The organism is Pseudomonas sp. NPDC089396, from assembly GCF_044749545.1.
In the GTDB taxonomy this organism is placed as follows: domain Bacteria; phylum Pseudomonadota; class Gammaproteobacteria; order Pseudomonadales; family Pseudomonadaceae; genus Aquipseudomonas.
On record NZ_JBIVIC010000001.1, the window covers coordinates 1 to 26991 of the forward strand.

Annotated in this window: 23 protein-coding genes; 18 read left to right on the plus strand and 5 right to left on the minus strand. The window is 62.1% G+C overall.

What is annotated here, in order from left to right; genetic code table 11:
* Positions 1-494: 494 nt before the first annotated feature.
* Positions 495-1715, minus strand: a complete 1221-nt coding sequence (locus ACIPZB_RS00005) for a CaiB/BaiF CoA transferase family protein (RefSeq protein WP_400638510.1) — start codon at positions 1713-1715, stop codon at positions 495-497.
* 14 nt (positions 1716-1729) lie between these two features.
* Positions 1730-2911: an acyl-CoA dehydrogenase gene (locus ACIPZB_RS00010; protein WP_400638511.1), complete on the minus strand. Its 1182-nt coding sequence runs from the start codon at positions 2909-2911 to the stop codon at positions 1730-1732.
* 162 nt (positions 2912-3073) lie between these two features.
* On the opposite strand from ACIPZB_RS00010, the gene ACIPZB_RS00015 reads away from it, so the two are divergent.
* The 9 genes from ACIPZB_RS00015 (at position 3074) to ACIPZB_RS00055 (ending at position 12666) form a co-directional block, all read left to right on the plus strand.
* Complete coding sequence (locus ACIPZB_RS00015) at positions 3074-3991, plus strand: LysR family transcriptional regulator (protein ID WP_400638512.1); 918 nt, start codon at positions 3074-3076, stop codon at positions 3989-3991.
* Between the two features lie 418 nt (positions 3992-4409).
* On the plus strand, positions 4410-5531 hold the full coding sequence (locus tag ACIPZB_RS00020) for a Re/Si-specific NAD(P)(+) transhydrogenase subunit alpha (RefSeq protein WP_400638513.1): 1122 nt from the start codon (positions 4410-4412) through the stop codon (positions 5529-5531).
* Positions 5532-5542: 11 nt separating this feature from the next.
* On the plus strand, positions 5543-5857 hold the full coding sequence (locus ACIPZB_RS00025) for an NAD(P) transhydrogenase subunit alpha (protein WP_008097413.1): 315 nt from the start codon (positions 5543-5545) through the stop codon (positions 5855-5857).
* A gap of 2 nt (positions 5858-5859) precedes the next feature.
* Positions 5860-7296, plus strand: coding sequence for an NAD(P)(+) transhydrogenase (Re/Si-specific) subunit beta (locus ACIPZB_RS00030; protein ID WP_008097411.1), 1437 nt, complete (start codon positions 5860-5862; stop codon positions 7294-7296).
* A 184-nt stretch (positions 7297-7480) separates the two neighbouring features.
* The gene (locus ACIPZB_RS00035) at positions 7481-8974 is read left to right on the plus strand and encodes an acetyl-CoA hydrolase/transferase family protein (protein ID WP_008097409.1); all 1494 of its coding nucleotides are present in this window, start codon (positions 7481-7483) and stop codon (positions 8972-8974) included.
* A 389-nt stretch (positions 8975-9363) separates the two neighbouring features.
* Complete coding sequence (locus ACIPZB_RS00040) at positions 9364-9579, plus strand: DUF1127 domain-containing protein (RefSeq protein ID WP_400638514.1); 216 nt, start codon at positions 9364-9366, stop codon at positions 9577-9579.
* A gap of 304 nt (positions 9580-9883) precedes the next feature.
* Positions 9884-10201: a DUF2388 domain-containing protein gene (locus ACIPZB_RS00045; RefSeq protein WP_400638515.1), complete on the plus strand. Its 318-nt coding sequence runs from the start codon at positions 9884-9886 to the stop codon at positions 10199-10201.
* Positions 10202-10390: 189 nt separating this feature from the next.
* The gene (locus ACIPZB_RS00050; protein WP_400638516.1) at positions 10391-10711 is read left to right on the plus strand and encodes a DUF2388 domain-containing protein; all 321 of its coding nucleotides are present in this window, start codon (positions 10391-10393) and stop codon (positions 10709-10711) included.
* Positions 10712-10716: 5 nt separating this feature from the next.
* Positions 10717-12666 (plus strand): DUF4105 domain-containing protein, encoded by a 1950-nt coding sequence (locus ACIPZB_RS00055; protein WP_400638517.1) that lies wholly within the window; start codon positions 10717-10719, stop codon positions 12664-12666.
* Positions 12667-12773: 107 nt separating this feature from the next.
* Here ACIPZB_RS00055 and ACIPZB_RS00060 read toward each other — a convergent pair whose 3' ends face one another.
* Entirely contained in the window at positions 12774-13175 is a 402-nt protein-coding gene (locus ACIPZB_RS00060) for a GFA family protein (protein WP_400638518.1), read from the minus strand.
* A 266-nt stretch (positions 13176-13441) separates the two neighbouring features.
* Here ACIPZB_RS00060 and ACIPZB_RS00065 point away from each other — a divergent pair, with 266 nt between their 5' ends.
* From ACIPZB_RS00065 to ACIPZB_RS00105, 9 genes are all read left to right on the plus strand, one after another.
* On the plus strand, positions 13442-14749 hold the full coding sequence (locus ACIPZB_RS00065; protein ID WP_008098374.1) for a CitMHS family transporter: 1308 nt from the start codon (positions 13442-13444) through the stop codon (positions 14747-14749).
* 72 nt (positions 14750-14821) lie between these two features.
* The gene (locus ACIPZB_RS00070) at positions 14822-15592 is read left to right on the plus strand and encodes a TerC family protein (RefSeq protein WP_400638519.1); all 771 of its coding nucleotides are present in this window, start codon (positions 14822-14824) and stop codon (positions 15590-15592) included.
* A 226-nt stretch (positions 15593-15818) separates the two neighbouring features.
* The gene (locus ACIPZB_RS00075; protein ID WP_400638520.1) at positions 15819-17477 is read left to right on the plus strand and encodes a Na/Pi cotransporter family protein; all 1659 of its coding nucleotides are present in this window, start codon (positions 15819-15821) and stop codon (positions 17475-17477) included.
* A 30-nt stretch (positions 17478-17507) separates the two neighbouring features.
* A complete protein-coding gene (locus ACIPZB_RS00080; RefSeq protein WP_400638521.1) occupies positions 17508-18914 on the plus strand; it encodes a M16 family metallopeptidase in 1407 nt (468 codons plus the stop codon).
* Between the two features lie 152 nt (positions 18915-19066).
* On the plus strand, positions 19067-20089 hold the full coding sequence (locus tag ACIPZB_RS00085) for a DUF5924 family protein (protein WP_400638522.1): 1023 nt from the start codon (positions 19067-19069) through the stop codon (positions 20087-20089).
* Between the two features lie 169 nt (positions 20090-20258).
* Positions 20259-21392, plus strand: coding sequence for an ABC transporter permease (locus ACIPZB_RS00090; protein ID WP_400638523.1), 1134 nt, complete (start codon positions 20259-20261; stop codon positions 21390-21392).
* Positions 21389-22180: an ABC transporter ATP-binding protein gene (locus tag ACIPZB_RS00095; protein ID WP_008092049.1), complete on the plus strand. Its 792-nt coding sequence runs from the start codon at positions 21389-21391 to the stop codon at positions 22178-22180. The genes ACIPZB_RS00090 and ACIPZB_RS00095 overlap by 4 nt, the downstream gene beginning before the upstream one ends.
* Before the next feature lie 3 nt (positions 22181-22183).
* Positions 22184-23122 carry an MlaD family protein gene (locus ACIPZB_RS00100; RefSeq protein ID WP_400638524.1) on the plus strand — a complete coding sequence of 313 codons (939 nt, stop codon included), beginning with the start codon at positions 22184-22186 and terminating at the stop codon, positions 23120-23122.
* A complete protein-coding gene (locus ACIPZB_RS00105; protein WP_400638525.1) occupies positions 23119-23742 on the plus strand; it encodes an ABC-type transport auxiliary lipoprotein family protein in 624 nt (207 codons plus the stop codon). The genes ACIPZB_RS00100 and ACIPZB_RS00105 overlap by 4 nt, the downstream gene beginning before the upstream one ends.
* Here ACIPZB_RS00105 and ACIPZB_RS00110 read toward each other — a convergent pair.
* Positions 23724-24953: a nucleoside recognition domain-containing protein gene (locus ACIPZB_RS00110; protein WP_400638526.1), complete on the minus strand. Its 1230-nt coding sequence runs from the start codon at positions 24951-24953 to the stop codon at positions 23724-23726. The two genes, ACIPZB_RS00105 and ACIPZB_RS00110, sit on opposite strands and share 19 nt — an antisense overlap.
* Positions 24954-25158: 205 nt before the next feature.
* A complete protein-coding gene (gene gltP, locus ACIPZB_RS00115; RefSeq protein ID WP_008092057.1) occupies positions 25159-26487 on the minus strand; it encodes a glutamate/aspartate:proton symporter GltP in 1329 nt (442 codons plus the stop codon).
* Positions 26488-26991: the final 504 nt, after the last annotated feature.

Here is a 26991-nt window from a genome sequence, read left to right on the forward strand (position 1 = left end):
GTCACTTGTGATGCTGATAATCTTTGTGACTATCAGTCCGTACTCACAAGCACCCACACGAATTGCTTGATTCGATTTGTTAAAGAGCGTTTGGTTAAGAGCTTTTCGTCTCAACCGAGGCGCGCATTCTACGCTTTCCTCATTTGCTGTCAAGCGTTTATTTTGAAGTTTTTTGCGAGAAACTCGTTTAGCTTCAAACACTTGGCAACGCTGCGATCTCTCGTAGCGGGAGGCGAATCATACAGCGTTTAGAAGCGCTGTCAACCACCTTTTCAACCGCTATCGATCATTCGATCGAAGCACCTCCAGTACTACCTGGCTCGATTAACTCTTTGAATCTCAAGGAGTTTTTCGTTCCGACTACGCTGGAAGTGGGGCGCATTATAAGGGGATTCGAGAGCCCGTCAAGGCTTAATTCCAAGAAACTTCAATATCGCTGAAAAAGCGAAGCGGGGAGGCCTGACGGCCTCCCCGCTTTACATCCAATAGTAGCGTCACAGCACACCAGCACCGCGCAAACGCTGCACAGCTTCGGCATCCAGCCCCAGCACATCCGCCAACACCCGCTCGGTGTGCTCACCCAATAAAGGTGGCGCATGCCGATACTCGACCGGAGTCTCCGACAACCTAATCGGGCTGGCCACTTGCGGCACACTTCCAGCCAGAGCATGCGGCAGGCTTACCGCCAGGCCACGCGCCAGCACCTGTGGGTCCTGGAACATCTGCGCCAGATCATTGATCGGCCCACAAGGCACCCCAGCAGCCTCAAGCTGCTGCACCCACTCTTCCGTGGTCTTGAAAACAGTAGCCTGGCGAATCAACGGAATCAGCTCGGCGCGATTGGCCACCCGCTGCTTGTTGGTGGCGAAGCGCGGGTCGTCCGCCCACTGCGGCTGCCCAGCCACCTCAGCGAACTTGCGGAACTGGCCATCGTTGCCCACGGTGAGAATGAAGTTGCCATCCGCGGTCGGGAAGTCCTGGTACGGGACAATATTAGGATGGGCATTACCAAGCCGACGAGGCGGGCTCCCCGTGGTCAGGTAATTCATCGCCTGGTTGGCCAGGCAAGCTACCTGTACATCGAGCAGCGCCATATCGATATGCTGGCCAACGCCGGTTTGATCACGATGGGCGAGGGCGGCCAGGATCGCCACAGTGGAGTACAGCCCCGTGAGGATATCGGTAAGCGCCACCCCCACCTTCACCGGACCCGCACCCTCCTCACCATCCGGGCGCCCGGTCAGGCTCATCAGCCCGCCCAGCCCCTGGATCATGAAGTCATACCCGGCACGCTTGGCATACGGCCCTGTCTGCCCGAAACCGGTGATGGAGCAATAGATAAGCTTCGGATTGACCGCCTTCAGACTCTGGTAGTCCAACCCATAGGCCGCCAAACCGCCAACCTTGAAGTTTTCGATAACGATATCCGACTTGGCCGCCAGTTCGCGCACCAGGCGCTGGCCTTCTGGCTGGGTGAAGTCGATCGTCACAGAACGCTTGTTGCGGTTGGCGGACAGGTAGTAAGCCGCCTCGCTGGTGTTCTCGCCTTGCGCATCCTTAAGGAAGGGCGGCCCCCATGAGCGGGTATCGTCGCCATTGCCTGGGCGTTCGACCTTGATCACGTCGGCGCCCAGGTCAGCCAGGATCTGGCCAGACCAAGGTCCCGCCAGCACACGAGAGAGATCAAGCACCCGCAGATGTGATAGCGCTCCCATGGACGGGCTCCTTATTAGTAGAAAGCCTGGATGCCGGTTTGCGCACGGCCCAGGATCAGCGCATGCACGTCATGGGTACCCTCATAAGTGTTGACCACCTCAAGGTTGACCAAGTGGCGTGCGACGCCGAACTCGTCGGAGATACCATTGCCGCCCAGCATGTCACGGGCCATGCGCGCGATATCCAGCGCCTTGCCGCAGGAGTTGCGCTTCATGATCGAAGTAATCTCAACGGCTGCAGTGCCTTCGTCCTTCATGCGCCCCAGACGCAAGCACCCTTGCAGGGCCAGGGTGATTTCGGTCTGCATGTCTGCCAGCTTCTTCTGGATCAGCTGGTTGGCTGCCAGTGGGCGGCCGAACTGCTGACGGTCCAGGGTGTACTGACGCGCGGTGTGCCAGCAGGCTTCAGCCGCCCCCAAGGCGCCCCAGGAGATGCCATAGCGGGCCGAGTTGAGGCACGTGAAAGGCCCCTTCAGACCGCGCACCTCGGGGAAGATGTTCTCTTCCGGTACGAACACGTTGTCCATGACGATCTCGCCGGTAATAGAAGCACGCAGGCCGACCTTGCCATGAATGGCCGGGGCACTGAGGCCTTGCCAGCCCTTTTCCAGGACGAAGCCGCGGATATCGCCAGCGTCATCCTTGGCCCAGACCACGAACACATCAGCAATAGGGCTGTTGGTGATCCACATCTTGCTGCCACTGAGGCGGTAGCCGCCATCGACCTTCTTGGCGCGGGTGATCATAGAACCCGGGTCGGAACCATGGTTAGGCTCGGTCAGGCCAAAGCAGCCGATCCACTCGCCACTGGCGAGCTTGGGCAGGTATTTCTGCTTCTGTGCCTCGGTACCGAACTCGTTGATCGGCACCATCACCAGCGAAGACTGCACGCTCATCATCGAGCGGTAGCCAGAGTCGATACGCTCCACTTCACGGGCGATCAGGCCGTAGCACACATAGTTCAGCCCGCTGCCACCGTACTGCTCAGGAATGGTGGCGCCCAGCAGGCCGACTTCGCCCATCTCGCGGAAGATCGCAGGGTCGGTCTGCTCGTGGCGGAAAGCCTCCAGCACACGCGGTGCCAGCTTGTCCTGGGCGAACTGATAAGCGCTGTCACGCACCATGCGCTCTTCTTCAGTGAGCTGCTGATCCAGCAGCAGCGGGTCGATCCAGTTGAAGCTTGCTTTACCGGCCATGAGCGAAATCCTCTTATATAGGGAGCATGTTCTTGTGCCATTGATCCTAGGCCTGTTCGGGCGTCGGGACAAACGAGGAATGCGCACGTATTAGTGATATTTTGTCACTCTGAAAGCTGAGAAAACCCAGTATTTACGACACCACGAGTGAGGTTGACGTACATGCGCCGCAAGATCCCCAGCACCACCGCGCTCATCTGCTTCGAGGCAGCCGCACGCCACGAGAGCTTCACCAAGGCCGCCCAGGAACTGGCCCTGACGCAAGGCGCCGTCTGTCGGCAGATTGGCGGCCTGGAAGACTTTCTCAACGTGGAACTGTTCCGGCGCTCACGGCGTGGCGTGAAACTGACCGAGGCCGGCCTGTCGTACAGCCGCCAGGTCGCTGCACAACTCGATGCGGTGGAGCGCGATACCTTGTCGGTGATGCGCCAGCAGGGCGCCAACGTGATCGAACTGGCGGTAGTGCCGACCTTCGGCACGCGTTGGCTACTGCCGCGGCTCAAAGACTTCCAGCACCACCACCCGGAAGTCACCGTCAACCTGACCAACCGCACCCGACCTTTCCTGTTCGCCGATACTCCCTTCGATGCCGCCATCTATTTCGGTGATGCCGACTGGTCCGGCACCCAGTCCCAGCGCCTGATGGGCGAAAACCCGCTGCCGGTCTGCAGCCCGACGCTGCTGGACGGGGAGGGCATGCTCGATGCCAGACGTATTGCCAGCCTGCCGTTGTTGCAGCAGACCACCCGGCCATATGCCTGGCGCCAGTGGTTCAACGGCCAGGGCATGAATGTCGCCGGCGACATGACAGGGCCACGCTATGAACTATTCTCCATGCTTGCCCAGGCCGCGATGCACGAGATGGGGGTGGCCCTGATTCCACCGTTCCTGATCCAACGAGAGCTGGAGGAGGGCAGGCTGGTGGTCGCTAACAGGCACGCACTGTCCAGCGACAAGGCCTACTATCTGATGATTCCCGAACGCAAGGTGGAATCGGCTTCGCTGCGCGCCTTCCGCGATTGGCTGGCGGAGCAGGCACGCAGCTACATCGCTGCGCACAAAGGCGAAGTGCCTGCCTGACTAATGTAGTCAATTATTTTAAACACCTACAGATATACGTTTTTGTCGCATACACGCAAACTGTTCAGGTGAATCGAAAAACCCCAACCAAGCCGCTAAACACGCGGCTTTCAGAGGGTTTTACGACACTCGCGAGCCCATCCGCGAAATCATCGCAAAAAATTTCAAAAAATCCCCTAATCTGCCAATGGCCTATGTTTGACGGGCTGCGACCCGATTGTTGCGACATACGGTCACAGGGTGACTTGTAGTTTTGACTTCGTTTCGCTCCATAACCGGTTGAAGGCCCCTGGGTTCGTCTGCAAAATGCTCGGCCCGCCCAGGATTCGGCGGGCTGGCGCTCAACAGCCAACCCTGCGTACCACCCGAAGTGCGCGGGCTTTTATAAAGACAAAAGGTCACCGCAGGAGAAATAGTCGTGCACATTGGTGTTCCTCTCGAGACGCAGACCGGTGAGACAAGGGTCGCTGCGACCCCCGAAACCATCAAGAAACTGATTGGCCAGGGCCATCAGGTCACCGTCCAACGGGGGGCAGGCCTGAACGCCAGCATTCCGGACAGTGCCTATGAGGCCGTGGGCGCTTCCCTGGGAAGCGCAGCCGATGCCTACGGTGCCCAACTGGTTCTGAAAGTGGTCGCGCCCAACGACCAGGAGCTGGCCCAGATCAACAGCGGCAGCCTTCTGGTAGGCATGCTCAACCCCTTCAACAGCGAGCTGATCGGCAAGATGGCCGAGCACGGCATCACCGCCTTCGCCCTGGAAGCTGCACCGCGTACATCGCGGGCCCAGAGCCTGGACGTGCTGTCGTCGCAGGCCAACATCGCCGGTTACAAGGCTGTGCTGCTGGCGACCCACTACTACCCGCGCTTCATGCCCATGCTGATGACAGCCGCCGGCACCGTTAAGGCCGCCCGTGTGCTGATCCTTGGCGCAGGCGTTGCCGGCCTGCAGGCCATCGCCACGGCCAAGCGCATGGGGGCGGTGATCGAGGCCTCGGACGTGCGCCCGGCGGTGAAGGAGCAGATCGAGTCGCTCGGCGCCAAGTTCATCGACGTGCCTTACGAAACCGATGAGGAACGCGAGTGCGCCCAAGGTGTGGGCGGCTATGCCCGCCCAATGCCAGCCAGCTGGATGCAACGTCAGGCCCAGGCCGTGCACGAGCGCGCCAAGCAGGCCGATATCGTCATCACCACGGCGTTGATCCCCGGCCGCAAGGCGCCGACCCTGCTCAGCGCCGAAACCGTGGCACAGATGAAGCCCGGCTCGGTGGTCGTCGACCTGGCCGCCGCCCAAGGTGGCAACTGCCCGCTGACCGTGGCCGATCAAGTGGTCATGTCGAACGGCGTGACCATCCTCGGCCCGACCAACCTGCCAGCTCAGGTAGGGGCGGATGCTTCGGCACTGTATGCACGCAACCTGCTGGACTTCATGAAGCTGCTGTTCGACAAGGACGGCGCACTGGTCATCAACCTCGAAGACGATATCGTCGCGGCCTGCCTCATGTGCCGTGACGGTCAAGTCGTCCGCAAGAACGGCTAAGGAGCACGACAATGGAAGACATGCTGATTTCCCATGGCATCTACAACCTGATCATTTTCGTGTTGGCCATTTATGTGGGCTACCACGTGGTCTGGAACGTGACCCCGGCACTGCACACTCCGCTGATGGCGGTCACCAACGCCATCTCGGCGATCGTCATCGTCGGCGCCATGCTGGCTGCCGCCCTGACCGTGACCCCGGCCGGCAAGGTGATGGGCACCCTGGCGGTAGCCTTGGCCGCGGTCAACGTGTTCGGTGGCTTCCTGGTCACCCGCCGCATGCTTGAGATGTTCAAGAAGAAAACCAAGAACGAGGCGCAGAAGTAAGCATGAGCATGAATCTGGTAACGCTCCTCTACCTCGTCGCCTCGGTGTGCTTCATCCAGGCGCTCAAGGGCCTGTCGCACCCGACCACCTCGCGGCGCGGCAACCTGTACGGCATGATCGGCATGGGGATCGCCATCCTCACCACGGTCGGCCTCATTTATAAGCTGGGCGCTGAGCTGGGCACTGCCGGTATCGGCTACGTGATCGTCGGCCTGCTGGTCGGTGGTACCGCCGGGTCGATCATGGCCAAGCGCGTCGAGATGACCAAGATGCCTGAGCTGGTCGCCTTCATGCACAGCATGATCGGCCTGGCCGCGGTGTTCATCGCCATTGCCGCCGTGCTCGAACCCCAGTCGATGGGCATCGTCGCCGCCATCAGCGACCCGATCCCCACCGGCAACCGCCTGGAACTGTTCCTCGGCGCGGCCATTGGTGCCATCACCTTCTCAGGCTCCGTGATCGCCTTCGGCAAGCTGTCGGGCAAGTACAAGTTCCGCCTGTTCCAAGGGGCACCCGTACAGTTCACCGGCCAGCACAAGCTGAACCTGATCCTCGGCCTGACCACCATCGCCCTGGGCCTGCTGTTCACTTTCACCGGCCATTACAGCGCCTTCACCCTGATGCTGGCCCTGGCCTTCGTCATGGGCGTGCTGATCATCATCCCGATCGGTGGCGCCGACATGCCGGTGGTGGTGTCGATGCTTAACAGCTACTCGGGCTGGGCGGCGGCCGGTATCGGCTTCTCGCTGAACAACTCGATGCTGATCATTGCCGGCTCCCTGGTGGGCTCCAGCGGCGCGATCCTCTCGTACATCATGTGCAAGGCGATGAACCGCTCGTTCTTCAACGTCATCCTCGGCGGCTTCGGCGGCGATGTCGATGCTGGCGCGGCACAAGGCTCGAAAGAGCAGCGCCCGGTGAAATCCGGCTCTGCCGATGACGCCACCTTCCTGCTGAGCAACGCCGACAGCGTGATCATCGTGCCCGGCTACGGCCTGGCGGTGGCCCGCGCCCAGCACGCGCTCAAGGAACTGACCGAGAAGCTGATCCACAACGGCGTGACCGTGAAGTATGCGATCCACCCGGTGGCAGGGCGCATGCCCGGGCACATGAACGTACTGCTGGCCGAAGCCGAAGTGCCTTACGACCAGGTGTTCGAGATGGAGGACATCAACGCCGAGTTCGGCCAGGCCGACGTGGTGCTGGTGCTGGGCGCCAACGACGTGGTCAACCCGGCGGCGAAGAACGATCCGAAGTCGCCCATCGCCGGCATGCCGATCCTTGAAGCGTTCAAGGCCAAGACAATCATCGTCAACAAGCGCTCCATGGCCAGCGGCTATGCGGGCCTGGACAACGAACTGTTCTACCTGGACAAGACCATGATGGTGTTCGGTGACGCGAAGAAGGTCATCGAGGATATGGTCAAAGCGGTGGAGTAAGACCGTTCGTAGTAAACGTTGCGATATAAAAACCCCGGCGGAAATTCCCCGGGGTTTTTCATTTCATTGATCCAGATCAACGGCTCTATTTCCGGGCTTCTCATACGACCATGGTCGTGGGACGGCGACGGGCGAAATCTCTAGACTGCGCTGCAGTAGCCTCAGTAGCCCGAGATAACAATCCATGTACCGTGATCGTATCCGCTTGTCCTCCCTGCACAGCAAGGTAATGAGTGCGGCTGATGCCGCCGGCCTGATCGAGGACGGCATGACCGTCGGCATGAGCGGTTTCACCCGCGCCGGCGAAGCCAAGGCTGTGCCGCATGCTCTGGCCGAACGCGCCAAGCAGTCGCCTCTGAAAATCAGCCTGATGACTGGCGCCAGCCTGGGCAACGACCTCGACAAGCAGCTGACCGAAGCCGGTGTACTGGCGCGTCGCATGCCATTCCAGGTCGACAGCACCTTGCGCAAGGCCATCAACGACGGCCAGGTGATGTTCATCGACCAGCACCTGTCGGAAACCGTCGAGCAACTGCGTAACCAACAGCTCAAGCTGCCGGACATCGCGGTCATCGAAGCCGTGGCCATTACCGAAGACGGCCACATCGTGCCGACTACCTCGGTCGGCAACTCGGCCAGCTTCGCCATCTTCGCCAAGCAAGTGATCGTCGAGATCAACCTGTCGCACAACGCCAACCTCGAAGGCTTGCACGACATCTATATCCCGACTTACCGCCCGACCCGCACACCGATCCCGCTGGTGAAAGTCGATGACCGCATCGGCAGCACCGCCATCCCGATCGACCCGGCCAAGATCGTGGGTATCGTCATCAGCGACCAACCGGACTCGCCGTCCACCGTGCTGCCGCCGGATGACGAAACCCAGGGCATCGCCGACCACCTGATCAACTTCCTCAAGAGCGAAGTGGACGCTGGCCGCATGACCAACAAGCTCGGCCCACTGCAGGCCGGTATCGGCAGCATCGCCAACGCCGTGATGTGCGGCCTGATCGATTCGCCGTTCGAAGACCTGACCATGTACTCCGAAGTACTGCAGGACTCGACCTTCGACCTGATCGACGCCGGCAAGCTGAGCTTCGCCTCGGGCAGCTCCATCACCCTGTCGACGCGCCGCAATGCCGATGTGTTCGGTAACCTGGAGCGCTACAAAGACAAGCTGGTACTGCGCCCGCAGGAAATCTCCAACCACCCTGAAGTCGTGCGCCGCCTGGGCATCATCGGCATCAACACGGCGTTGGAGTTCGATATCTACGGCAACGTCAACTCCACGCACGTTTGCGGCACCCGGATGATGAACGGCATCGGTGGCTCGGGCGACTTCGCCCGCAACGCACACCTGGCGGTATTCGTCACCAAGTCGATCGCCAAGGGCGGTGCGATTTCCAGCGTGGTGCCGATGGTCAGCCATGTCGACCATACCGAGCATGACGTGGATATCCTGGTCACCGAGCAAGGCCTGGCCGACCTGCGCGGCCTGGCGCCTCGCGAGCGGGCACGGGCGATCATCGATAACTGTGTTCACCCAGACTATCGCGCAGCCTTGAATGACTACTTCGAACGCGCCTGCCAGCGTGGCGGCCACACGCCGCACATCCTGCGCGAAGCGCTGAGCTGGCACGAGAACCTGGAAGAATGCGGGCGCATGCTCGCTAGCTGATCCGCGTAGACCCATCGCCGGCAAGCCGGCTCCCACACCGTAATGCGCTGCCCTCAAGGTCAGCGCGGTACCTGTGGGAGCCGGCTTGCCGGCGATGAGGCCAGCACAGTCAAACCCCCTCTCACCCCGCAATCCACAAAAACTGTTCTACTGTACTGCTATCCTCGCCAGTCCACTCCCTCCAAAACTCCCTCGCCATCCATAAATGCACCACAACAGTGCGGACCAGTACAGTTGCGCCAATTTCGAGTGCAACAGTAGGGTTACACAGTTAACTGAGCCATCGTCTTTCAACCAAACTGTATCTACTGTTATGGACATCAGAAGAGGATCATGGGCACCAGTTAAATCACTACCTAATCCCGCCACAAGCGGAAGGATGAAGCATCATGGAACGTACCCTCAGTTCCGGTCTGGTTTTTGAAAGCACCGCCAAGCAATCCCACGCCTCGATGCCGCTGCGTGCCCTGTCGACCCTGCTGCTGTGGCAGCGCCGCATGGCTAGCCGCCGTCAACTGGCTCGCCTGGACGCCCGTCTGCTGGCCGACGCCGGTATCAGCGAGTCGCAGCGTTACGAAGAGCTCAGCAAGCCGTTCTGGCGCTAAGCCCGGTTCGCCGGCTACGGCTGGCACCGCGAATTCCCAAACCCGTTGCAGGACGCTGCAGCGGGTTTTTTATTTGCCGAAACGCGTGCTAGACCGCTCTAAAGCCAGACAGGTACAGTTTCTTATATCTGCAAACATGACCAGCACAGTCAATTTCCGTGACGTTCGTTACCCTCTGGAAATCTCGCCGCGTGATACGCTTGGCTTAGCAGCCTGGTTGAAGCCAGTTGCCCAAGTGCCGTAACGAACCGTGTGAACGTCTGATATTGCAGATTCACCCGACCCTTCCCAGGAGTCCACGACCATGTCCCGCAAACACCTGATTGGCGCCGCCCTGCTGCTCGGCCTGGCCGGCACCGCCAACGCCACCAGCTTCGTCGTCACGACCGATACCGTTGTACGTGCCTTCGCTGCATCCACCGATGCCACCTCCGACCTGACCTCGTCGTTCCGTGACGACAAGATCGTCCAAGCCGCGCGCGATGACGCCGCCAGCTTCGTTGGCAGCCAGGGCGCCATTCGCGGCGCCAAGCTGGAAAGTGCCTTCATGCATATCCGCTCGAGCATGCCGACCCTGCAAGCCAGTGATGCACAGCTGGCCCAGGCCATCCTGGTCATCTGATACACCGGCTGCAACAAAACGAATGCGCTGGCCCCGGCCGGCGCATTCGTTTTAGTCTTCGCCGCCCCGTCCCGGTCGCACACCCGCCGATGCGTTACCCGTTGCCGCATTCGTCGGCGACCTTGAACTGGCACGAACAATTCCCGTCCAACGACAACACCTGACTCCCTGTATTTTCGGAGATGCTCCATGCGTAAACCGCTGATCGCCGCGACCCTCGGCATGCTGTTGCTGGCCGACCTGGCCCAGGCGCAGACCTTGGTGGCCACCAGCAACATCATCGTGCGCGCCTTCGGTCGCTCGATCGATTTCACGTCCGATACCACCACGTCGATCCGCGACTCCAAAGTGGTGCGTGCAGCCCATGACGATGCCGCCAGCTTCGTCGCCAGCAACGGGGATATCCGTGGCGCCCAACTGGAGGCGGCCTTCGACACCCTGCGCGAGCGCGTTCCCGAAGCGCGCGGCGCCAGCGACCAGGTACTGGCCGAAGCCATCCTCGCACTGTGACTGGCATGCGTACCTGGCTGCTCGGCTGCCTCCTGACGCTGCTGGGTACGCCCGCCCTGGCCGACCTGCAGCTTGAACTGCAGGCCTCCGGCCTCGACCCGCAGCAAGTCCAGGCCAGCCAGGACTTGCTGGATGAAGCACTGGGCAAGCTACCGCCACGCTTCAAGCAGCAACTGGACCGGCGCATCCAGGTCAGCTGGACTGACAAGATGCCGGCCGATGCCTACGGCCAGGCTTCGCTGGTCTCGACCCTGGAACTCAATCGTCGCCTGCTTCCCGGCCTTGCGGACGGCAGCGCCGCCCATGAAAGCACCCACCGGCCACACGGTACGGTGCGCCAGGAATTGCTGGCCACCGTGCTGCATGAGCTCACCCACATCTACGACCGCGCGCGCCTTTGGCCCAGTCCTGAGCGCTTGATGATCACCCGTTGCAAACGCCAGCAGGGCACCTTGGGCAAGGTTGGCCTGACCGAAGAATGCCGCGGCCAGGCCGAACGCCGCTTTACCCTCAGCGACGACCCACGCTTGCTCGACCTGGCGGGATGGCAGCAATACGTCGGCCGCCGAGGCGAACGCGAGCAGCACAATGGCCAACTCGCTCGCAGCCCGGACAGCTATGAGCTGAGCAGCCCCAAGGAATTCATCGCGGTCAACATGGAGTACTTTCTCCTCGACCCGAGCTATGCCTGCCGGCGTCCCGCGCTCAACCAGTATTTGCGTGATCATTTTGGCTGGGGCCCACAGCAGGACAGTTGCGAAAAAGGCCTGCCATTTCTGAACGCCGGCAACGACTTTGCCCGCCAGCCATTGGGCGAGATCGACCCGGATCGGGTCTATGAAGTCGACTACCTGCTGGCCGAAGCCAACCAGAACTGGGTCAGCCGTTGGGGGCACAGCATGCTGCGCCTGGTCATCTGCAAGCCTGGCCGCCCACGCGGACCGGACTGCCGCCTGGACCTCGATCAGCACCTGGTGCTGTCGTACCGCGCCTTTGTCAACGACGTACAACTTTCCAGCTGGGGTGGCCTGGTCGGTGCCTACCCGTCGCGGCTGTTCGTGCTCCCCCTCAACCAAGTGATCGACGAGTACACCAAGACCGAACTGCGCAGCCTGGCATCGGTACCGTTGAAGCTCGACCGCAAGGAGGTCGAGAGCCTCGTGCGCCAGGCCGCCGAGATACATTGGGGCTACGACGGCAACTACTACTTCCTGTCCAACAACTGTGCAGTTGAATCGTTGAAGTTGCTGCGTACCGGCACCGCCAATCCACGCCTGAACGACCTCGACAGCATCATGCCCAATGGCTTGCTTGAAGTGCTCAAGGCCAGGGGGCTGGCCGACACCAGCGTGCTCGACAACCCACGCGAAGCCTTGCGTCTAGGCTACCGCTTCGACTCCTACCGTGACCGCTACCAGGCCATGTTCGAGGTACTGAAGCAGCAGTTGCCGATCAAGCAGGACAAGGTAGAAGACTGGCTGGAGCTGGATGCCGAGCGGCGCCGCACGTGGTTCGCCCAGGCCAATTTGCGTACCAGCGCCGCGTTGCTGCTACTGGAGCAGGCCAGCCTGCGCAAGCAGTTGTTGCTGGCCCAGGACGAAGTGAAGCAGCGCTACCTGAATGCCATCGAGCTCAAGGATGGCAGCATGAACAAGGCCAACCAGACCCTTCAGCAGATGCTCGCCAACAGTGGCTTCCTCAGTCGCCCGGCGGAGTTGCTCGATGCCAAGGGCTATGGGCTGCCACAGCCGGATGAGCGCAAGCATCTGGAGAAGGTCAGCAGTGAGCGGCAGGCGCAGCTTTTGCGTTTGAGTACCGACCTGGACAAGGAAGTGCGGGCGCTGCTGGATCCTTCGCGGGCCAGGGAAATTGCTGCGGTCGAGGCCAATGTGAAGCAGGTCGGGGAGCATTTGCGGGCACTGCACAAGGCTGCCGGGGGCCTGCAGTTGCCGTAGCGCCTGCACTGGCCCTATCGCCGGCAAGCCGGCTCCCACACAAAGCCTGTGGAGCACCTGTGGGAGCCGGCTTGCCGGCGATAGGGCCCGAGAACCCGACACAAGGCCTACAATGCCTCCTCGGCCTCTCCCGGCAAATCCTCATCCAGATGCACCCAAGGCAAGCGGCTGCTGGTCCAGATATGCCGCTTGGCGCGCACCTGCTCGGGATGATCCAGCGTCGCCACCGTCACATCGATACTGCCCGGGCTGTGCTCCGTCACCAACGCCACATGCGCCCCGCATTCCCCACAGAAATAGCGTTTGCAACCGGCCGGCGCCATATAGCACTGAGGCCGCCCGGCCAGCCAACGAAACCCTGAGCGGGGCAGGGTAAGCCAGGTCACCACCAGCCCGCCGCTGACCCGCCGACAGATCGAACAATGGCAATGGGCGATGTCCGTCAGCTCACCCTGAAGCCGATAGCGCAAGGCGCCGCAATGGCAGCCTCCTTCGGTTACATCCGGCATTACTACCTCCTGTCGCCCTTTTCTCGGCGAAAGCTGGCTGAAAGCTTGTCCCCCTAGGATAGCCCCCACTACCGGCAGCAGACCGGTCAGCCAGGGCACCCGGATTTTTCCGCGCCCGGCCCAATCAACAACAACAATGGTGATTCCGATGTTTTCCCGTGCCCGCTCTTCCGTAGCTCCCCTGCGCTTGCTCCCTGCGCAGCGCTCGACGCGCTGATCCGCCCGAATAGCCATTCCTTTCGCCGCGCCACGCCTGGAGTATTGCCATGCTGACCTTCCTCGGCTTTGCCATGGTCATCACCTTCATGTACCTGATCATGACCAAGCGCCTGTCGGCCTTGATCGCGCTGATCCTGGTACCGATCCTGTTCGCCCTGTTCGGTGGTTTTTCCGCCAAGATCGGCCCCATGATGCTCGAAGGCATCAGCAAGCTTGCGCCCACCGGCGTGATGCTGATGTTCGCCATCCTCTATTTCGCCCTGATGATCGACTCCGGCCTGTTCGACCCGGCCGTGCGCAAGATCCTCAAGCTGGTCAAGGGCGACCCACTGAAAGTTTCCGTCGGCACCGCCGCGCTGGCCCTGGTGGTCTCGCTCGACGGTGACGGCGCCACCACCTACATGATCTGTTGCGCCGCCATGTTGCCGCTGTACAGCCGCCTGGGCATGAGCCCGCGGATCATGGCCGGCCTGATCATCCTGGCCGGCGGGGTGATGAACATGACCCCTTGGGGCGGCCCAACCGCCCGCGCCGCCAGCGCCCTGCACGTGGACCCGTCGGACATCTTCGTGCCGATGATTCCGGCCATGCTGTTCGGCATCGTGGCGATCCTGGGCATCGCCTACCTCTACGGCAAGCGTGAACGCGCCCGCCTGGGTGAACTGCACCTGCCCACCGATGACATCGACCACAGCGAAATCAGCGTTTCGCAGTTCCCGGAAGCCCGTCGCCCCAAGCTGCTGTGGTTCAACGGTGCCCTGACCGCCGCGCTGATGGTCGCGCTGATCGCCGGCCTGCTGCCACTGCCGGTGCTGTTCATGATCGCCTTCAGTATCGCCATGATCGTCAACTACCCCTGCCTGCAACAGCAGAAAGACCGTATCGCCGCCCATGCCGGCAGCGTGCTGGCGGTGACCGGGCTGATCTTTGCCGCCGGTATCTTCACCGGCATCCTGTCGGGCACCGGCATGGTCGAAGCCATGTCCAAGAGCCTGCTGGCGGTCATTCCCGAAGCCCTGGGCCCTTACCTGGCGGTGATTACCGCCATCGTGAGCATGCCGTTCACCTTCTTCATGTCCAACGACGCGTTCTACTACGGCGTGCTGCCGGTGCTGGCAGAAGCGGCCAGCCACTACGGGATCAGCCCGGTGGAAATGGCCCGTGCGTCGATCGTCGGGCAACCGGTACACCTGCTCAGCCCGCTGGTACCCTCCACGTACCTGCTGGTGGCCCTGGCAGGTATCGAATTCGGCGATCACCAGCGCTTCACCCTCAAGTGGGCAGTGCTGGTCTGCCTGTGCATAATGGCCGCCGCGCTGCTGATGGGCATTTTCCCGCTGTTCAGCAGTCTTTAATCTAATCCGCATTGCCCCAACGCGAGGCGCCCGTTCAAGGGCGTTTCGCCATTACCGTTCGAAGGAATACACATGGAATGGCTGACCAGCCCGGAAATCTGGGTTGCCTTTTTTACCCTAACAGCGCTTGAGATCGTTCTTGGTATCGACAACATCATCATGATCTCGATCCTGGTCAGCCGCATGCCCAAGCACATGCAGCCGCGCACCCGGATCTTCGGCCTGGCGCTGGCGATGGTCACCCGCATCATGCTGCTGCTGTCGATCACCTGGGTCATGCGCCTGACCGCCGACCTGTTCGTGGTCTTCGGCCAGGGCATCTCCGGACGCGACCTGATCCTGTTCTTCGGCGGCTTGTTCCTGCTGTGGAAAAGCTCCCAGGAGATCTACCACGGCCTGGAAGGCGAGGATGAAAGCGCCGACGAGCCGAAAGGCGCGAGTGGCAAATTCTTCTACACCATCATCCAGATCGCCATCATCGACATCGTGTTCTCCCTGGACTCGGTGATCACGGCGGTGGGCATGGTCTCCCATGTTCCAGTAATGATCGCGGCGATCGTCGTTGCGGTGCTGGTGATGATGCTGTGCGCGGGCGCCATCAGCAATTTCATCGACAAGCACCCGTCGCTGAAGATGCTCGCCCTGTCGTTCCTGATCGTGGTGGGTACCGTGCTGATCGCCGAATCCTTCGACGTGCACGTGCCGAAGGGCTACGTCTACTTCGCCATGGCCTTCTCCCTGGCCGTTGAAGCGATCAACATCCGCATGCGCACCGCCCTGGCGCGTAAAGCGGGCAAGGAACATGATCCGGTGAAACTGCGCAAGGACATTCCGGGTCAATAGATTCAGGAAGCACTGCAAAAAAGGCCCTCCGGGGCCTTTTTTCATGTCCGCGGTTTCATGACGGAAAGATTTCAAATGCTTGCCGAGCGTGCCAAGCTGGCGCGCGGTCTGCAAAACAACTAAAGCTTGAGTGAGCACTGAATAAAAATACCCACCCCCGGGCCAGGCTCACGGCTTCACCCATTGGCTCTGCTTCTGGAGCCCGAATCATAAGGGGGGCTAGACCATGCTGATCCTGCTCAACCTGCTCTCCGCCGTGGCATTGCTGGTGTGGGGCACGCATATCGTTCGTACCGGCATCCTGCGGGTGTTCGGTTCCAACCTGCGCCGAGTACTCAGTCAGAACATGAACCGACGACCGCTGGCGTTCATCGCCGGCATCGTGGTCACCGCCGTGGTACAGAGCAGCAACGCCACCGCCATGCTGGTCACGTCCTTCGTTGGCCAGGGCCTGATGGCCATGACCCCGGCCCTGGCGATCATGCTGGGTGCCGATGTGGGTACGGCACTCATGGCGCGCGTGCTCACCTTCGACCTGTCGTGGCTGTCGCCGCTGCTGGTATTCCTTGGCGTGATCTTCTTCCTTTCACGCAAGCAGACGCGCGCCGGCCAACTCGGGCGGGTGGCCATCGGCCTGGGCCTGATCATTCTCGCCCTCGAGCTGATCGTGCAGGCCGCAGCACCGATCACCCATGCACAAGGCGTGAAAGTACTGTTCGCCTCGCTGACCGGCGACATCTTGCTCGATGCCCTGGTCGGCGCGTTGTTCGCCATGGTCACCTACTCCAGCCTGGCCGCAGTGTTGCTGACCGCGACCCTGGCCGGTGCCGAGGTGATCAGCCTGCCGGTGGCCATCGGCCTGGTGGTCGGCGCCAACATTGGCAGCGGCTTGCTGGCCTTCATCAGCACCAGCATGCAGAACGCCGCAGGCCGGCGAGTGGCCTTGGGCAGCCTGCTGTACAAACTGATCGGGCTGCTTCTGATGATCCCGGTGCTGCATCCGCTGGTGGAGTGGATGGACTCGCTCAGCTTCAGCCCGCAGGAACTGGTGATCGGCTTCCACCTGCTCTATAACACCTTGCGCTGCCTGATCATGCTGCCCACGGTGAAACCCATGGGACGCCTATGCAACGCCCTGCTACCCGAACGCGAGAACGGCAACGGCCAGGTGCGCCCACGCCACCTCGACGCATCGGCACTCACCACCCCCAGCCTGGCCCTGGCCAACGCCGCCCGCGAAACCCTGCGCCTGGGCGATATCGTGGACAGCTTGCTGGAAGCCATGCTCGGCGCCCTGCGTGGCACCCAGACTGCCTTGCCTCAACAGGTTCGCGCCTTGGTAGAGGACGGCGAAGCCCTGTACAGCGCAATCAAACTGTATCTGGCCCAGATGCCCAGGGAAGACCTCAGCGACCAGGACAACCGGCGCTGGGCCGAGATCATCGAGCTGGCGATCAACCTGAAGCTCGCCTGCGACCTGATCGAGCGCATGCTGCGCAAGGTTCAGCAGCAAAAGACCAGCCAGCGCCGGGAGTTCTCCCAGGTGGGTCTGGAGGAGTTGACCGGCCTGCAGGAGCAGTTGCTGGCCAATCTGCGCCTGGGCCTGTCGGTGTTCCTCAGTGCCGACCCCGAAAGCGCTCACCTGCTATTGCGCGAAAAGCGCCGCTTCCGCGCCCAGGAGCGGCGTCTGGCCCATGCCCATGTCAGCCGCCTACAACGCAAGGTGGTGCAAAGTATCGAGACGAGTTCGCTACACTTGGAGCTGATCGCCGACATGAAGCGGTTGAACTCTTTGTTCTGCAGCAGTGCCTATGTGGTACTGGGTGGGTCGGACACGGGCGGGCTGATGCTCGACACCGTACCGGACGAAGCCCGCCTGCCCTGACCTCGCAAACCCGGAGACCGAAGCTCGCCCATGCGTTGCCTGATGTTCGTTTGCCTGCTGATCTGCAGCCTGCCCACGCTTGCCCTCGATCGTTCGCGGGTCGAGGGTTACCTGTTGCCAAACGGTTTGCAGGTGATCCTCAAATCCGGCTACGAACGGGACCATGTGGCGATCCGCCTGGTGGTGGGGGTTGGCCTGGACGACTTTGGCTGCGAGCAGAAAGAACTGCCGCATTTGCTCGAACACCTGCTGTTCAGCGGTATCGACGAAACCGGCGAAGGCGGCCTGGAAGAGCGCCTGCAGGCGCTGGGCGGGGAGTGGAATGCCTACACCAGCAGCGCCGACACCACCTTTGTCATCGAGGCCCCGTCGCGCAACCAGCGCAAGGTGCTCGACCTGTTGCTGGCGGTGATCCGCGACACCCGCATCGACGCCAAGAGCCTGGCCACCGCCAAGCGCATCATCGAACGCGAGGATGGCGGCCACTATGGCCACCTGCAACGCTGGCTCGACCGCCAGGACATCGGCCACCCTGCCAGCGACCAACTGGCTACCGAACTGGGCCTGAAATGCCCCGAACGTTCCAACCTCGACGACATGACCCTGGAGCAGGTGCAGGCCCTGCGCGATCGCTGGTATGCCGCCAACAACATGACCCTGATCGTCGTCGGCGGCCTCGATCGCGTGCTGCCGGCCTACCTGGAGCGCACGTTTGGCGAATTGCCGGCCACCGAACCGGAAGAGCGCCGCAACCTCGACAGCATCAGCCAGCAGGCCGAACAACGTCGTGATCTGACCCGGGGCTTGCTGGGCGACAGCGCCAAGTTGCATTGGCTGTTCATCGAACCGGTACTGGACAACGACCACCAGCAGACCCTCGACCTGCTCTCGCGCTACCTGGACTGGGCCCTGTACGACCAGCTGCGCCTGCGCAACGGCCTGTCCTATGGCCCGTCGGTGCAGCGCGAGAGTTTCGGCGACAGTGGCATGCTCAGCTTCAATGCCGACCTTGAGCGCGACGACGTCGATGCGGCGGTCAAGGTGATGCAGCAACTGTTCGATCACCTGCGCAAGGAAGGCCTCGATCCGGATACCTTTGCCCGCATCAAGGATGCCGCCGTTGCCAAGGAAAGCTGGAGCACCCAGGGCAACAGCGCGCTGGCCGACTATTACTGGGGGGCGCTGAACGACTACAGCAACGGGCGCTTCGCCAACCCGGTGCGCAAATTGCGCCAGGTCACCCTGGCGCAGGCCAACGAGGCGCTGAAGAATCTGCTCAAGGATGAAGGTTATCTGCGGATCGAGAAGCCGTTTCTGGGGTATGACGAACTTTATGGACTGGTGGCGTTGCTGTTGGGGCTTATTCTGGCGGCAGGGCTGCTGCGCTGGCGGCGCCATACGCCTGATCGACCGAGTGGCGCTACACGGGAGCGGTAGATCGGAGGTATCCTTTTGCCAGTACCGGCCCTATCGCCGGCAAGCCGGCTCCCACAGGTAGCCCACCGTCCTCAAGTACTGTGGGGTGCCTGTGGGAGCCGGCTTGCCGGCGATAGGGCGGGCAGCCACTTCATACACTTGTTGCAGCCCCAATGCCCCCAATTCCCCATCTAGTCCAGCGCATCATCGAACTGCTCAAACGCTACCCCGGCATCATCGCGCTCGGCGGCTTCCTCTCCGGCATCGGCAGCTTCATCCTGGTCGACCGCCAGGCCGGCCTGGCCAGCTGGGTCGCCATCCTCATGCTGGTCAGCTGGATCTGGCTGATGCTGGAGAACACCCTGACCGGCCTGTTCGCCCGCACCTTCAAGCGCGAAATCCCGCAGCCGCTGCTGCGCTACGCGACGCAGATGATCCACCAGGAAAGCCTGTTCTTCGTCCTGCCGTTCTTCTTCATCACCACCACCTGGAACAGCCTGCAGCTGCTGTTCACCGGCCTGCTCGGCGCCGCCGGGCTGGTCTCGATTATCGACCCGCTGTACTACAAGTGGCTGGCCCCACGGCGCTGGCTGTTCCTGGCGTTTCATACCCTGACCCTGTTCGCGGCACTGCTGACCGCGCTGCCGATCATCTTGCACCTGACCACTGCGCAAAGCTTCAAGTTGGCGTTGATCGCGGCGATGGCACTGTCGTTCCCGAGCCTGGTCAGCAGCTTCCCGGTCAATACCTGGCGCCGGGGCGTGGCACTGGTGCTGGTGACCCTGGCCGTCGGTGGCGGTGGCTGGCTGCTGCGCTCCTGGGTGCCGCCCGCCACCTTGTGGATGACCGAGGTGGCGGTGAGTACCGAAGTGTTGAATCGCCAGCCCGGCAAATCGCTGGATGAAATTGCCGCCAGCCGCATCCGCAGCAGCGGCTTGTATGCCTATACCGCCATCAATGCACCGCGGGGGCTCAACGAACGCATCTATCACGTGTGGCAGAAGGACGGCCAGGAGGTCGACCGCATTGCCCTGGATATTCATGGCGGGCGCAAGGAAGGGTATAGGGCCTGGACCCACAAGCAGAACTTCCCGCCCAACCCGGTCGGCAAGTGGCAGGTGCGGGTGCTGACCGAGGATGGTCAGGTGATCGGGGTGCTGCGCTTCGAGGTGGTCGACGACGTACCGGCGGGGTAATGGAAAGGGGCTGCTTCGCAGCCCATCGCTGGCAAGCCAGCTCCCACAGGTATCTCGCTGCCCTTGAGAACACTGGGGTACCTGTGGGAGCTGGCTTGCCAGCGATAGGGCCAAGACAGACTCGCTGCGCTATGATCAGCCTCTACGCCCCCCGCGCGCAGTCAGATGCATGGAGCCTATGACCACCCCCAGCGCCACCCTGGACACCACTTGCCAGCCAGCCTGCCTGCGTATCGCCGGTGACTGGACCCTGGCCCACTACGCCAGCCTCAGGCGCGACAGCGAGCAGCTGCGCGCGCAATCCACCAGCGACGCCATCGCCGACCTCAGCCAACTGGGCAACCTGGACACCGCCGGCGCCTCGCTCTTGGCCGAGCTGCTGGGCGCCGAGCGCCTGTCGCACTGTACCGAAGACCTGCCAGAAGCCAGCCGCGCCCTGCTCAAAACGGTCTACTGCTCGGTGCAGGACTACTGCATCCCGGTCAAGGCACCCGAGCGCAATGTGCTGCTTCTGCTGCTGGAGCGCATCGGCAGTGCGGTCGACACGCTCTGGCAGGACTCCCTGCAGTTGCTCGGCTTCGTCGGCCTGATCCTGGAAACCCTGGTGCGCCGGCTGTTCCAGCCCCACCGCTGGCGCGTCACGCCGGTGGTCGCGCACATCGAACAGACCGGCCTGGACGCTGCCCCCATCGTTGCCTTGCTGACCTTTCTGGTGGGCGCGGTGGTGGCCTTCCTCGGCGCCACGGTGCTGGCCGCGTTCGGCGCGACCGTTTTCACCGTCGACCTGGTGGCGTTTTCGTTCCTGCGCGAATTCGCCGTGCTGCTCACCGCCATCCTCATGGCCGGCCGCACTGCCAGTGCCTTCACCGCACAGATCGGCTCGATGAAGGCCAACGAAGAAATCGACGCCATCCGCACCCTTGGGCTGAACCCCATGGAACTGCTGGTGGTGCCACGGGTACTGGCACTGCTGATCTCACTGCCTCTGCTGACCTTCGTCGCGATGATCTGCGGCATCGTTGGCGGCGCGGTAGTCTGCGCCCTGACCTTGGACATTTCGCCGGCGATGTTCCTCTCGTTGCTGCAGAGCGACATCGGCGTGCAGCACTTCCTCGTGGGCCTGGCCAAGGCGCCGTTCTTCGCCTTCCTGATCGCCGCCATCGGTTGCCTGGAAGGCTTCAAGGTCAGCGGCAGCGCCGAGTCAGTGGGCGCCCACACCACCTCCGCCGTGGTGCAATCGATCTTTGTGGTCATCGTGCTGGATGCCGTGGCCGCGCTGTTCTGCATGGAGATGGGCTGGTGAGCGGCCGCGAAGCAGTCATCGAAGCGCGCGGTATCTGCAACCGCTTCGGCAGCCAGAGCGTGCACGAACAGCTCGACCTGGACCTCTACCGGGGCGAGATCCTCGCCGTAGTGGGCGGTTCGGGCAGCGGCAAGTCGGTACTGCTGCGCAGCATCATCGGCCTGCGGCGGCCGAACGAAGGGCTGATCAAGGTGTTCGGCGAGGACCTCGCCAGCTTGCGCGACGAACAGCGCTCGCAGGTCGAGCGGCGGTTCGGCGTGCTGTTCCAGAAAGGCGCGCTGTTTTCCTCCTTGACCGTCACCGAGAACGTGGCCTTGCCATTGATCGAGCATGCCGGCCTGTCGCGCGACGATGCCGAGCACCTGGCCGGGGTCAAGCTGGCCCTGGCAGGTTTGCCGCTGTCGGCTGCCGACAAGTATCCGTCGTCACTGTCCGGCGGCATGATCAAGCGCGCAGCCCTGGCCCGTGCGCTGGCCCTGGACCCGGATATCCTGTTCCTCGACGAACCCACCGCCGGCCTCGACCCCATCGGTGCCGCGGCCTTCGACCAGTTGATCCTGACCTTGCGCGATGCCCTGGGCCTGAGCGTGTTCCTGATTACCCACGACCTGGACACCCTCTACACGATCACCGACCGCGTCGCCGTGCTGTCGCAGAAAAAAGTGCTGGTCGCCGGCCCCCTGGCCGAGGTCGAGCAAACCAACGACCCGTGGATTCACGAATACTTTCACGGCCCACGCGGGCGCGCGGCCGAACACGCCGCCGCCAGCGCCGGGCAGGAGCGCTGAACGATGGAAACCCGAGCTCATCACGTTCTCATTGGCCTGGTCACCGTCGTGGTGGTCGTCGGTGCCATGCTGTTCGGTCTGTGGCTGACCAAGTCCAGCGTCGACGACGCGTTCAAGGACTATGAAGTGATCTTCAACGAGGCCGTCTCGGGCCTGTCCCGTGGCAGCCCGGTGCAATACAACGGCATCAAGGTCGGCGACGTGACCAGCCTGCGCCTGGACCCCAAGGACCCGCGCCGTGTGCTCGCCCGGGTGCGCCTGAGTGGCGACACTCCCGTCAAGGAAGACACGCAGGCCAAGCTGACCCTGGCTGGGGTCACCGGCAACTCGTTCATCCAGCTCAGCGGCGGTACCCCGCAAAGCCCGGAGCTCAAGAGCAAGAATGGCAAGCTGCCGGTGATCGTCGCCTCGCCATCGCCGATCTCGCGCCTGCTCAATGACAGCAGCGACCTGGTGACCAACATCAACCTGCTGCTGCACAACGCCAACGCGATGTTCTCGGAAAGCAACATCGAGCGCCTGAGCAACACGCTGGCCAACCTTGAGCAGACCACCGATGCCTTCGCCAACCAGAAGGGCGGTATCGGCGTAGCCATCGAACAACTGGCGCAAGTCGGCAAACAGGCCAATGCCACCCTGGCCGAGACCCAGGCATTGATGCGCAACGCCAACGGCCTGCTCGGCACCCAGGGCAAGCAGGCTGTCGACAGTGCCCAGCAGGCCATGCAGTCGTTGGCGCAAAGCACCGAAACCATCAACAGCTTGCTGCAGGACAACCGCCAGTCGATCGACGACGGCGCGCAAGGGCTCAACCAGCTGGCCCCGGCCATCCGCGAGCTGCGCGAGACCCTCAACTCGCTCAAGGGCATCTCCAGGCGCCTGGAGGCCGATCCGAGCGGCTACCTGCTTGGCCGCGACAACACCAAGGAGTTCCAACCATGAATCCGTCGCTGCGCCTGCTGGCCCTGACGGCTGCACTGAGCCAGGTCACCGCCTGCTCGATCCTGCCCAAGGGCGAGCCTGTGGATCTCTACCGGCTGCCAGTCAACCAGGCCAGCCGCCAGGCCACGCCGGTGGACTGGTCACTGCGCCTGAACAAACCGCTGGCCAGCGAGGTGCTGGCCGGCCCGCGCATCGCCGTGATTCCCCAGGGCGACGTGGTCAGCAGCTACAAAGGTGCGCGCTGGAGCGACCCAACGCCGTTGCTGGTACGTAACCGCCTGCTCGACGGTTTTCAGCGTGACGGGCGTGTACAACGCCTGAGCGCCGACGACAGCAACCTGCAGGCCGATTACGAGCTGGTGGGTGAATTGCAGGCGTTCCAGAGCGAGTACCGCGCAGGCGGCACGCTGGAGGTGGTGATCCGTTATGACGCGCGCCTGGTGCAGGGGCGCAGCCAGCGCATTCTCGCCAGCAAGCGCTTCGAGGTGCACCAGCCGCTGACCGACCAGCAGGTCGCTGCAGTGGTCTCAGGCTTTGGCGCGGCCAGCGACCAGCTAGCCGGGCAGGTAATCAACTGGACCGTTGCCCAGGGCACTCAGGCTCAGGCGAAGAACCAGTAGCAGATGCAGATGGCCGCAATCACCCCGCACAGCTCGGCCAGCAAGGCGCAGCCGACGGCGTGGCGCACACGCTGAATACCTACCGCACCGAAGTAGACGGCCAGTACGTAGAAGGTGGTTTCGGTACTGCCCTGGATGGTCGCAGCCACCAGCGCCGGGAAGCTGTCCACGCCGTGGGTCTGCATGGTCTCGATCAACATCGCGCGCGCGGCACTGCCGGAGAACGGCTTGACCAGGGCCGTCGGCAGGCCCTCGACGAAACGTGTGTCCATGCCCAGCCAGTTCACGGCGTGGCGAATGCCGTCCAGCGCCAGCTCCAGGGCCCCGGAGGCCCGCAGTACGCCGACTGCCACCAGCATCGCCACCAGGTAGGGCAGCAGGCTCTTGGCCACGTCGAAACCTTCCTTGGCCCCTTCGACGAAGGCTTCATACACCTTCACTCCCCTCAGTGCGCCGATCACCAGGAACAGGGTGATCACGCCAAACAGGGTGAGGTTGCCGAGGATCGACGACAGACTGGCCAGCGCGGCTGCCGACAGGGTGCCAAGGAACGCCATGAAACCGCCCAGCAGCAGCGCACCCGGAATCATGTAGGCGAGCACCACCGGGTCCCACAGGCGCAAGCGCTGCATGACCGCCACCGACAGCAGGCCGACCAGGGTCGACACGCTGGTGGCCAACAGGATGGGCAGGAACACCAGGGTGGGGTCGGTGGCGCCTTGCTGCGCCCGGTACATGAAGATGGTCACCGGCAGCAAGGTCAGGGACGAAGCGTTGAGCACCAGGAACAGGATTTGCGCATTGCTCGCCGTGGTGCTGCTGGGGTTGAGCTCCTGCAGGGCGCGCATGGCCTTCAGGCCAATCGGCGTGGCGGCGTTGTCCAGGCCCAGGCCATTGGCCGCGAAGTTCATGGTGATCAGCCCCAGGGCAGGGTGGCCGGGCGGCACCTCGGGCATCAGCCGTGCGAACAACGGGCCCAGCACCTTGGCCAGCCATTCGACGATGCCGGCTTTTTCGGCAATCTTGAGAAAGCCCAGCCACAGGGTCAGGGTGCCGAACAGCAGGACCATGACCTCCACCGACAGCTTGGCCATGGCGAAGATGCTCTCGACCATCGCGGCGAAGATATCGGCGTTGCCACCGACCAGCCATTGGGTCAGGGCGCAGACGGCCGCTACCAGGAAAAAGCCGAGCCAAAGGCCGTTGAGCATCCGTGTGTTCCCCCTGAAAAATGCCTGAATGATAACTGGTTTAGTCTGTACCGGCCTCATCGCCGGCAAGCCGGCTCCCACAAGGTATGGCACCGCTCTGAGGTTCAGCGGGGTTACCTGTGGGAGCCGGCTTGCCGGCGATAGGGCCCTTACAGACAACAAAAAGCCCCGACAAGTCGGGGCTCTTTAGTTCAGTCCATCAGGCTCAGCGCTTGGCGTGCTCGCCAACCACGGCCGCTTCCTGCTTGCCCGCCATCAGCGAGGCATAGTACTGCTCGCCCTTGGCGGCGTCGTACATGCCTTCCCAACGTGCGATCACCAGAGCGGCCAGGGCGTTGCCGATCACGTTCAGGGCGGTACGCGCCATGTCCATGATGCGGTCGACACCGGCGATGAAGGCCAGGCCTTCCAGCGGGATGCCTACGCTGCCCAGGGTCGCCAGCAGGACCACGAACGATACGCCTGGCACACCGGCGATACCTTTGGAGGTGACCATCAAGGTCAGCACCAGCAGCAGCTGCTGGCTCCAGGACAGGTCGATGCCGTACAGCTGGGCGATGAAGATCGCCGCGATGCTCTGGTACAGGGTCGAACCGTCGAGGTTGAACGAGTAGCCGGTCGGTACCACGAACGAGCAGATCGACTTCGGCGCACCGTACTTCTCCATCTTCTCGATCACGCGCGGCAGCACGGTCTCGGAGCTGGAGGTGGAGTAGGCGAGGATCAGCTCATCTTTCATGATGCGCATGATCTTGATCACCGAGAAGCCGAACAGGCGTGCCACCAGGCCCAGCACCATGAAGGCGAAGAAGGCGATGGCGAAGTACACCAGCAGCACCAGCTTGGCCAGCGGCAGCAGCGAGCTGAAGCCGAAGTTGGCGACGGTCACGGCGATCAGGGCGAAAACGCCGATCGGGGCGTAGTTCATGATCATGTGGGTGACCTTGAACATGGTCTCCGACACGCCCTGGAAGGTACGCACCAGCGGTTCGCGCAGGTCGGCCTGCAGGCTCGACAGACCGAGGCCGAACAATACCGAGAAGAAGATGATCGGCAGCATTTCGCCACGCATCAGCGCCGCGAAGATGTTCGACGGGATCAGGTTGAGCAACGTCTCGATGAAGGCATGCTCATGCTGCACTTCGGCCGCAGTGGCCTGGTACTTGGAGATGTCGACGGTACCCAGGGTGCTCATGTCGATGCCGGCGCCCGGGTGGAACAGGTTGGCCATCACCAGGCCGACAACGATGGCGATGGTGGTCACCACCTCGAAATAAACGATGGTCTTCAGACCGATACTGCCCAGTTTCTTCGCGTCGCCAACCCCGGCGATGCCCACGATCAGCGACGAAATCACGATCGGGACGACGATCATCTTGATCAGGCGAATGAAGATGTCACCGGCGGGCTGGAGAACGTTGCTGATCCACCATGCCTTTTCCGCACTGAAGTGGTTCAGCAGCGCGCCGATTGCAACGCCCAGGACCAGACCGATGACGATCTGCCAGGCGAGGCTCAGTTTTGCCTTCTTCATGTCTTTACCCTTTGTTCTAGTGGTCACGGGCACCGACCGGAAAAGCGCGTAACAGAGCCGTTGGCAACGTCACGGGCAGCATACAGCTTCCGTCCGGAGACCTCATGTAAGGACACCGCGAGCGAGCGACAGGGCGCTCGGGCCAGCGAAAAGGCGGCAACTATTGCGATGGGAAAGGATGAAATCTAATGCCGGAAGCGTATACCCCATACCGATTACGCATACTGATCTGCGTCAAAATGAGGCGTTTGCAAGTCATTGATTTATAACGTTCGGAATCCCGAACAAGACCAAACCGCCATTTTTAGGCAGATTTGGCAGGGTAGGAAGGGGGTTGAAGATGGCTTGTTCGACAATCCGAATGGCCAAAATGGCACTTGTTTAACTGAACGCACGTTCGAAAAAAAGTTGATGTACGGTCAAGACAAAATGTGTCCTGACAGCAAAAAGGGAAAAGTACGACACGAAAAAGAGATGGCGCCTCGGAAGCCAGGCCTGATTGCC

Bases quoted from the DNA above. Each gene is read 5' to 3' on its own strand.
- ACIPZB_RS00100 (WP_400638524.1), top strand. From the start codon at position 22,184: ATGGAAACCCGAGCTCATCACGTTCTCATTGGCCTGGTCACCGTCGTG.
- ACIPZB_RS00030 (WP_008097411.1), top strand. From the start codon at position 5,860: ATGAGCATGAATCTGGTAACGCTCCTCTACCTCGTCGCCTCGGTGTGC.
- ACIPZB_RS00040 (WP_400638514.1), top strand. From the start codon at position 9,364: ATGGAACGTACCCTCAGTTCCGGTCTGGTTTTTGAAAGCACCGCCAAG.
- ACIPZB_RS00110 (WP_400638526.1), bottom strand. From the start codon at position 24,953: ATGCTCAACGGCCTTTGGCTCGGCTTTTTCCTGGTAGCGGCCGTCTGC.
- ACIPZB_RS00105 (WP_400638525.1), top strand. From the start codon at position 23,119: ATGAATCCGTCGCTGCGCCTGCTGGCCCTGACGGCTGCACTGAGCCAG.
- ACIPZB_RS00090 (WP_400638523.1), top strand. From the start codon at position 20,259: ATGGAGCCTATGACCACCCCCAGCGCCACCCTGGACACCACTTGCCAG.
- ACIPZB_RS00045 (WP_400638515.1), top strand. From the start codon at position 9,884: ATGTCCCGCAAACACCTGATTGGCGCCGCCCTGCTGCTCGGCCTGGCC.
- ACIPZB_RS00060 (WP_400638518.1), bottom strand. From the start codon at position 13,175: ATGCCGGATGTAACCGAAGGAGGCTGCCATTGCGGCGCCTTGCGCTAT.
- ACIPZB_RS00025 (WP_008097413.1), top strand. From the start codon at position 5,543: ATGGAAGACATGCTGATTTCCCATGGCATCTACAACCTGATCATTTTC.
- ACIPZB_RS00065 (WP_008098374.1), top strand. From the start codon at position 13,442: ATGCTGACCTTCCTCGGCTTTGCCATGGTCATCACCTTCATGTACCTG.
- ACIPZB_RS00085 (WP_400638522.1), top strand. From the start codon at position 19,067: ATGCCCCCAATTCCCCATCTAGTCCAGCGCATCATCGAACTGCTCAAA.
- ACIPZB_RS00050 (WP_400638516.1), top strand. From the start codon at position 10,391: ATGCGTAAACCGCTGATCGCCGCGACCCTCGGCATGCTGTTGCTGGCC.
- ACIPZB_RS00070 (WP_400638519.1), top strand. From the start codon at position 14,822: ATGGAATGGCTGACCAGCCCGGAAATCTGGGTTGCCTTTTTTACCCTA.
- ACIPZB_RS00005 (WP_400638510.1), bottom strand. From the start codon at position 1,715: ATGGGAGCGCTATCACATCTGCGGGTGCTTGATCTCTCTCGTGTGCTG.
- ACIPZB_RS00075 (WP_400638520.1), top strand. From the start codon at position 15,819: ATGCTGATCCTGCTCAACCTGCTCTCCGCCGTGGCATTGCTGGTGTGG.
- gltP (WP_008092057.1), bottom strand. From the start codon at position 26,487: ATGAAGAAGGCAAAACTGAGCCTCGCCTGGCAGATCGTCATCGGTCTG.
- ACIPZB_RS00035 (WP_008097409.1), top strand. From the start codon at position 7,481: ATGTACCGTGATCGTATCCGCTTGTCCTCCCTGCACAGCAAGGTAATG.
- ACIPZB_RS00055 (WP_400638517.1), top strand. From the start codon at position 10,717: ATGCGTACCTGGCTGCTCGGCTGCCTCCTGACGCTGCTGGGTACGCCC.
- ACIPZB_RS00010 (WP_400638511.1), bottom strand. From the start codon at position 2,911: ATGGCCGGTAAAGCAAGCTTCAACTGGATCGACCCGCTGCTGCTGGAT.
- ACIPZB_RS00015 (WP_400638512.1), top strand. From the start codon at position 3,074: ATGCGCCGCAAGATCCCCAGCACCACCGCGCTCATCTGCTTCGAGGCA.
- ACIPZB_RS00080 (WP_400638521.1), top strand. From the start codon at position 17,508: ATGCGTTGCCTGATGTTCGTTTGCCTGCTGATCTGCAGCCTGCCCACG.